This is a genomic window from Roseinatronobacter sp. (genome assembly GCF_051859525.1).
Classification (GTDB): Bacteria; Pseudomonadota; Alphaproteobacteria; order Rhodobacterales; family Rhodobacteraceae; genus Roseinatronobacter.
Genome location: NZ_JBHYFM010000010.1, coordinates 93864 through 100092 on the forward strand (window position 1 = coordinate 93864; position 6229 = coordinate 100092).

Sequence of the window (6229 nt, forward strand, 5' to 3'; positions counted from 1 at the left end):
ATATTCAGATCGAGGTTTCTGATGGACTTAAGACCCCTGTGGCTGACGACGATTTTTGTCCTGCCCTATTCGCTGGCGCAAGCTGACACGGTGCTGTTCACTGATGACATGGGCCGCCAGGTGGCGGTGCAGCAGCCAGTTGAACGCGCCGTTATTTTCAACCGCTACGGGGTCGAATTCGCCCGTGCACTGGGCGCAATGGATCGCGTCGTCGGGGTCGATCAAAGCACCTATCGTGACCCGCCCTACTGGCCCGAACTGAACCCGGACATGATTGTCGGCGCAGGACAGGCAGCGCCCAATTATGAGGCGATTGTAAGCGCCAGACCGGATATCGTTATCCTGCCGCGCAATGGCGCGTGGGAAGAAGCAATCGCGCAGCTTGAACCCTTCGGCATTCCGGTCATGGTCATCACGGCCTGGGACGCCACCAAACATGTGCAGAATGTCTCGTTGATGGGTGAGCTGTTTGATGCGCCCGAACGTGCACAGGAATTAAACGATTTCTACACGGGCTATCTGGCCTTGCTGGAGGAGCGGCTGAACGGGGTGGAACCTGTCAGCATATACATCGAGGAAACGCGCCCGCTGGTCACGGTCACACCGGGGTCGGGTTGGCATGACATGGCGCTGCAAGGTGGCGCGCACAATGTCTTTGGGGGCATTGATATAGCGGCGGAACCGGCATCGCGTGGCAACGTAAACGCCTACACGATCGACCCCGAGGAACTTGTCAGCCGCAGCCCTGAAGTGATTTTCAGGCTTGTTCCCGGTTCTTATCAGGCGATCCCGGCGGACACTTATGCGCAGGCTTGGGCCGAGTTGTCAGCCCGGGACGAGATCCGCGCGACACCTGCATGGCAGTCGGAAAACACTCATCTGGTTAACTACTATCTGGCCGGGGGCGCGTCCAAAATCACAGGGGCGTTGCAGATTGCGAAATGGGCACATCCCGACCTGTTTGCGGATATTGACCCAGAAGACGCCATGCGCATCTGGATCGAGGAGTTTCAGGGCCTGCCCTACGAGTCTGGCATGACCTATACAGGTGAATTCCAGCCATGACACGCGCAACGCCGGTCGTTCTGCCGCCGCAGAACGTGCCGCCGGTGCCTGCAGAACGACCTGCCGGCACTGACGGCCTTGGTGCCCGCTATCTTGCCAGCCGGACAGCCCGGCTGGTGGGGATCACTCTGGCATTTGCGCTGCTGGTTTTGTCGGCCCTGTCGGTAACCGTGCGCGGCATCCATGAAACCGGCATGGCGGATCTGCTGCGGGTTATCGCATCGCGTGCAAGTTTCGGCGCGATTGCGGCACCGCTGGATGCCCAGTCCGAACTGGTTTTGCTGCACCTGCGCCTGCCGCGTGTTGTCATGGCCATGATTGCCGGGGCGGCGCTGTCAGTGGCAGGGGTGCTGATGCAGGCGATTACGCGCAATCCACTGGTCAGCCCCTATACGATCGGTGTGTCTTCGGCGGCGGCTTTTGGTGCGGCGGTTGCCATCATGTTCGGTGTCGGATTGACCGGCGCGGGGATCTATTTCATTCCGCTTACGGCCTTTGCCTTCGCGCTGGCCGCTGCAACGGCTGTCTTTTCAATGAGTTGGTGGCGCAATATGGGTCCGCAGGCGATGATCCTGACCGGAATCGCGCTGATGTATCTGTTCAGTGCCATGACGGCTGCCGTGCAGTTCATCGCCACAGAACAGCAGCTTGCGCGCGTTGTCCACTGGACCTTTGGCAGCCTGAACGGCGTGCGCTGGCCTGCGGTGGTGGTTTGTGGCGGCGTGCTGGCGGTCGTCCTGCCGGTGATGCAGGCGCAGGCGTGGAAACTGAATGTCCTGACAGTCGCAGGGGATGATGTCGCGCGGTCGCTGGGGGTGCATGTGTCGCGCCTGCGTGCCACGGCTATCGTGTTGTCGGTTGTTGCGGCGGCGTCAGTGATCAGCTTTCTTGGGGTTATCGGTTTTGTCGGGCTGATTGGCCCGCATGTCGCGCGTATGATCATCGGCGGGGATCATCGCTATCTGCTGCCCTTTGCCGCGATAACGGGCGCGGCCCTGCTTCTGGCTGCCGATACCATCGGGCGGCTGGCCTTTGCACCGGTTGTGGTGCCGGTGGGAATCGTGGTGGCCTTTGTGGGGGTGCCGCTGTTTTTGCACCTTATCCTGTCCCGCCAAAGAACGAGCTACGCATGATTACGCTGGAAGCCACGAATCTGACGGTCGATGCGGGCGGGCGCACAGTTCTGGATGATGTGTCCGTGAGTGTTGCCCAAGGCGAGATGGTGGGCCTGATCGGCCCCAATGGCGCGGGCAAATCCACACTGGTCAAGGCCATCCTTGGCGAGCATCGCCTGCGCGCGGGGCAGGTTCGTTGTGCCGCGCGCGACATGATGCGCAGCGCCGCGCGGGACCGGGCACGCCTGATCGCCTATGTCCCGCAGGTGCCGCCCGAAGGGTTTCCCGTCAGCGTGTTCCAGACCGTGCTGATGGGGCGCACCCCGCATATGGGAACGCGCCCCGCCCAACGCGATCTGGACGTGACCGAATGGGCCATTTCACAACTGCAACTGGAGGGGCTGGCGTTTCGCAGCATGAATGCACTAAGTGGCGGCGAACGCCAGCGCGTCATGCTGGCCCGCGCGCTGGCGCAGGAAACGCCGCTTCTGGTGCTGGACGAACCGACCAGCGCGCTGGATATCGGGCACCAGCTTTTCGCGCTAACGTTCCTGTCGGATCTGGTCGCAACCGGCCGCGTCGGCGTTCTGGTTGCGATTCATGACCTGTCGATGGCTGCCCGCTTCTCCACCCGCAGCATTCTGATGCAGCATGGACGTGTCATAGCCGAGGGGCACTGGAGCAAGGCGCTGACGCCCGATACCGTGCGCGCGGCCTATGGGGTGGATGCGATGGTCACCATGCTGAACGGCGTGCCGGTTGTCCTGCCATTGGGGGTTACATGACCACATATGCGCCGATCCGTATCGACCTTGCAGGTTTCGCCCGTGACGGTTTGGGCGACCACGCCGCGTTGATAACCCTTGCGCAACAGGCGGACCGGCTGGGTTTCGGCGGCATCTGGTTCAACGAGTTTCATTTCGCGCGTCACCGCTTGCCCCATCCGTCCACCCTGCTTCTGGGCGCGGCTATACTGGCTGTAACCGAAAGGCTGCGTTTTGGCACATCTATTCTGGTGCTGCCACTCTATCATCCGTTGTTGCTGGCCGAACAGGTGGCACAACTGGACAGGCAGTCGGGCGGCAGGCTGGATGTGGGGGTCGGGCGCGGAACCAGTCCGGACACATTCCATGCGCTGGGGCTGGACCCCGATCAGGCGCGCCCCCGTTTCAAGGCAGCGCTGGAAATTGTGCAAACAGCCCTGATGCATGGCACGGTCAGCCATGACAGCCCGTTCTGGTCCTTCAGCAATGTCTCGGTCGGGCCGCCAGCCGTGCAACGCCCGCACCCGCCGATCTATATGGCTGCTGTCGCACCGGACAATCTCGGGCTTGCGGCACGCAAGGGGCTGCCCCTTCTGTACTCGCTTGAACCCAATGAACAGCGCCAGTTCGCGCCATATTGCGCGGCACTGGACCGGCATGGACAGGGGACAGGCCCGCTTCAGGCATCATCGCTGTCGCGATATGTCTGCATCCACAAGGACCGTGCGACTGCACTTGCACAGCTTGACAGGCTGACCCGACACCTGAACGAGGGCCGCGCAGCGCGTGCGCGCGCCGCAGGCAATCCGGCCCCGCCGCCGCGCACGCGGGCACAAATGCTTGACGGTCACGCAATCGCAGGCACGCCGGACGACTGTATCGCACAAATTTACGATCTGTCCGCGCGGTTGCATACGCGGTCCATCCGCGCGTTCTTCAGCGCCAATGGTGCAATCCCTGTCTTGCAGGCACGCGCGGCCATGCGGCTTTTCGCGGCGCAGGTTCTGCCCGCCCTTGCCTGCGCGCCCGTCATGACGCGGGCGGCACCATAAGGGGCCGGTTCATGCGTGGGGGGCAGGGTCGCGTTGTGCAGCCGCCGTTTTCGCGCAGAGTCATCACTTCGCTGCCAGAAAGGAAGCCTATGAAACCAGTTCTGATCCTGCTTGCCAAAGCGGCCATCGCAGCACCCGCCCATGCGGATATGCAGCGGATTGCGGATACCGTGGCGTCCGCATTGCCGCAGTGGCAGGTTGCATGGGCATTTGGCGAACAGGGCGCGCCAACCTTGCGCAACCAGCTTGACGCCTATGCGCTGGCCCCGCAGATCCGCGTGCTGCCCCTGTCCCTTCCCGCAGAACCCGCAAGTGTCAATGCCATTGCGCGAAGTGTGCAGCGCTGGGCCAAGGGGCGCGAAGGGCCTGCCCCGATTGTTGATGTGGCCCCGCCACTGTCGGGTGCGCTGCCCGCGCTGGCGGGCGCGATTGCGGCTGCTGCCGGTATGCCAGCGGTGCGCACGCTGGCCGTTTCGGCGTTGCCCAATGATGCAGCGCAGGTTCCCGAACACCGTGCGCGCGTTCTTGTTTGTTCGGGCGGGCCATGCATGAACGCCGGTGCCGCTGAAGTGTGGCAGCATCTGCGCGCGCGACAAGAGCGTGAAAAGCTGCGCCACGGCCCCGCCGGAATGATGTCTTGCAAGACGTCCTGCCTTGGCCCCTGCGCGCTTGGGCCTGTATTGCAGGTCTGGCCGGAAGGCACCTACTATGGCGGGATCACACTGGACGCGCTGGACCAGATCATTGACCAGCATGTCATCGACGGTGATCCGGTGCATGCATGGTCCTATGCGCCAGGCAGGAAAAAGCAGCAGTTGCGAAAGCCCTAGGGTATGTCGCGTTCAGATTTACAAGAAGACCGGCAACCTGCGCGCAGTGCAGCTTTTGCTTGGGCATACGAAAATGGACAGCACTGTGCGCTATCTCGGCGTCGATCTGGATGATGCGCTGTCCTTGTCGGAAGGGATCGACCTGTAAGCTGTGCCTGGCCGGTTCAGGCCGGCCAGGAATGTCGCTAACAGCGACAATTTGCTTGACTTCGCACCGCATGTCGCCTAGAGCTACACCATGAAGCAGATCAGCTATACGAAAGCCTCGATCAGGGTCTTGCGGCGAATGCCCGCGAACACGGCCAAGCTGATCCGTACCAAGATCGAGGCATATGCGACAGACCCGGCCTCGCAGACAAGCAACGTGAAAGCCCTGAAAGGCCGAGAGGGGATGCGGCTGCGTGTCGGTGATTGGCGGGTGATCATGGACGATCAAGGCAACGTCTTGGCCGTGCTGGAAATCGGCCCTCGGGGCGGCATCTATGACTGAAGGGGCATGACATGAACGAGATGGTGACGATCCCACGCGAAGAATATGATCGCCTTCGGGCTGCGGCTGAAGATCTGGCCGACCTGCAGACCTATGACCGCGCCAAGGCCGCACTTGCGGCGGGCGAGGATGAACTGATCCCGGCGGATCACGCGAACAGGCTGCTGAACGGCGAAAACGCTTTGCGCGTCTATCGCGACCTGCGCGGCATGACACAAGCCGCACTGGCTGAAAAAGCAGGCGTGAGCCGCGTGACCGTGGCCGAGATCGAAACCGGTCGTAAGCAGGGCTCGGTCACGACCCTGCGGGCCTTGGCCAATGCGCTCGGCGTCAGTCTGGATGATCTGGCCGAGTAGGGTCGGCCCATTGCGGCCTGTCATCGCCGTTAGCGCGCCGCAACGCAGCGTCACTGAAGCGGCCGTTCATATTTTTAAAACGAAATTTGGTGCTTGAGTTTGTGCAATCTGATCGAGTTCAGCTATTTAGCAGCACCGAGATGAAGGGCGTTCTGGTCAATCATGAAATCTGTTGCGATCCTGTATGATGCCGCACCCAAGGCGCGCGCGACAGTTCCGAAGTGACCTGAGCTGAGGTCAGGATGCATAACACCCTGCAAGTCGAGTTTGGCCAGTTCACTGTTAATTTCACGCAACAATCGGCCCCGACATTCTTCTGGCAGCGCGCCGTCTACTACGACCGCCTCAAAATCTATGACGGAAAGCGTCGAGACGATCGCATGGGCTAGGCTTCTCGCGGCCCGCGCAATCCAATGTGACAGCGCGGGTTCTAGGGCTGACCAGTCAAACCCTTCGTCATAGATTGCAGAGGGATCATGACCTTCGCCAGCTACGAGCTTCTCAAGCACCACAAGTGAAGCGTGATCAATAAGCCTATGCCCGCCTGGTTCATCTGG

General features: G+C 61.6%; 7 protein-coding genes and 2 pseudogenes. 8 read left to right on the forward strand and 1 reads right to left on the reverse strand.

Features of this window, described 5'->3' with window-relative positions:
- Positions 1-21 precede the first annotated feature (21 nt).
- From ACTIE1_RS10095 to ACTIE1_RS10130, 8 genes and pseudogenes are all read left to right on the forward strand, one after another.
- On the forward strand, positions 22-1065 hold the full coding sequence (locus ACTIE1_RS10095) for an ABC transporter substrate-binding protein (protein ID WP_439562464.1): 1044 nt from the start codon (positions 22-24) through the stop codon (positions 1063-1065).
- A complete protein-coding gene (locus ACTIE1_RS10100; RefSeq protein ID WP_439562463.1) occupies positions 1062-2198 on the forward strand; it encodes a FecCD family ABC transporter permease in 1137 nt (378 codons plus the stop codon). Before ACTIE1_RS10095 ends, ACTIE1_RS10100 begins: the two co-directional genes overlap by 4 nt.
- Complete coding sequence (locus tag ACTIE1_RS10105; RefSeq protein ID WP_439562462.1) at positions 2195-2965, forward strand: ABC transporter ATP-binding protein; 771 nt, start codon at positions 2195-2197, stop codon at positions 2963-2965. Before ACTIE1_RS10100 ends, ACTIE1_RS10105 begins: the two co-directional genes overlap by 4 nt.
- On the forward strand, positions 2962-3996 hold the full coding sequence (locus tag ACTIE1_RS10110; protein ID WP_439562461.1) for an LLM class flavin-dependent oxidoreductase: 1035 nt from the start codon (positions 2962-2964) through the stop codon (positions 3994-3996). The genes ACTIE1_RS10105 and ACTIE1_RS10110 overlap by 4 nt, the downstream gene beginning before the upstream one ends.
- Before the next feature lie 89 nt (positions 3997-4085).
- Complete coding sequence (locus tag ACTIE1_RS10115) at positions 4086-4826, forward strand: (2Fe-2S) ferredoxin domain-containing protein (RefSeq protein ID WP_439562460.1); 741 nt, start codon at positions 4086-4088, stop codon at positions 4824-4826.
- A 13-nt stretch (positions 4827-4839) separates the two neighbouring features.
- Positions 4840-4974 (forward strand): annotated as a pseudogene (locus ACTIE1_RS10120) (integrase); the annotation flags it as partial.
- 90 nt (positions 4975-5064) lie between these two features.
- On the forward strand, positions 5065-5316 hold the full coding sequence (locus ACTIE1_RS10125; RefSeq protein ID WP_439562459.1) for a type II toxin-antitoxin system RelE family toxin: 252 nt from the start codon (positions 5065-5067) through the stop codon (positions 5314-5316).
- Between the two features lie 11 nt (positions 5317-5327).
- Positions 5328-5672, forward strand: a complete 345-nt coding sequence (locus ACTIE1_RS10130; protein WP_439562458.1) for a helix-turn-helix transcriptional regulator — start codon at positions 5328-5330, stop codon at positions 5670-5672.
- Positions 5673-5794: 122 nt separating this feature from the next.
- On the opposite strand, the pseudogene ACTIE1_RS10135 reads toward ACTIE1_RS10130, so the two are convergent.
- A pseudogene (locus ACTIE1_RS10135) lies at positions 5795-6229 on the reverse strand (sugar kinase); the annotation flags it as partial.

What these genes read in the sequence shown, in the direction of transcription:
- ACTIE1_RS10095 (WP_439562464.1), top strand. Translation starts at nt 22, where the DNA reads ATGGACTTAAGACCCCTGTGGCTGACGACGATTTTTGTCCTGCCCTAT.
- ACTIE1_RS10100 (WP_439562463.1), top strand. Translation starts at nt 1,062, where the DNA reads ATGACACGCGCAACGCCGGTCGTTCTGCCGCCGCAGAACGTGCCGCCG.
- ACTIE1_RS10105 (WP_439562462.1), top strand. Translation starts at nt 2,195, where the DNA reads ATGATTACGCTGGAAGCCACGAATCTGACGGTCGATGCGGGCGGGCGC.
- ACTIE1_RS10110 (WP_439562461.1), top strand. Translation starts at nt 2,962, where the DNA reads ATGACCACATATGCGCCGATCCGTATCGACCTTGCAGGTTTCGCCCGT.
- ACTIE1_RS10115 (WP_439562460.1), top strand. Translation starts at nt 4,086, where the DNA reads ATGAAACCAGTTCTGATCCTGCTTGCCAAAGCGGCCATCGCAGCACCC.
- ACTIE1_RS10125 (WP_439562459.1), top strand. Translation starts at nt 5,065, where the DNA reads ATGAAGCAGATCAGCTATACGAAAGCCTCGATCAGGGTCTTGCGGCGA.
- ACTIE1_RS10130 (WP_439562458.1), top strand. Translation starts at nt 5,328, where the DNA reads ATGAACGAGATGGTGACGATCCCACGCGAAGAATATGATCGCCTTCGG.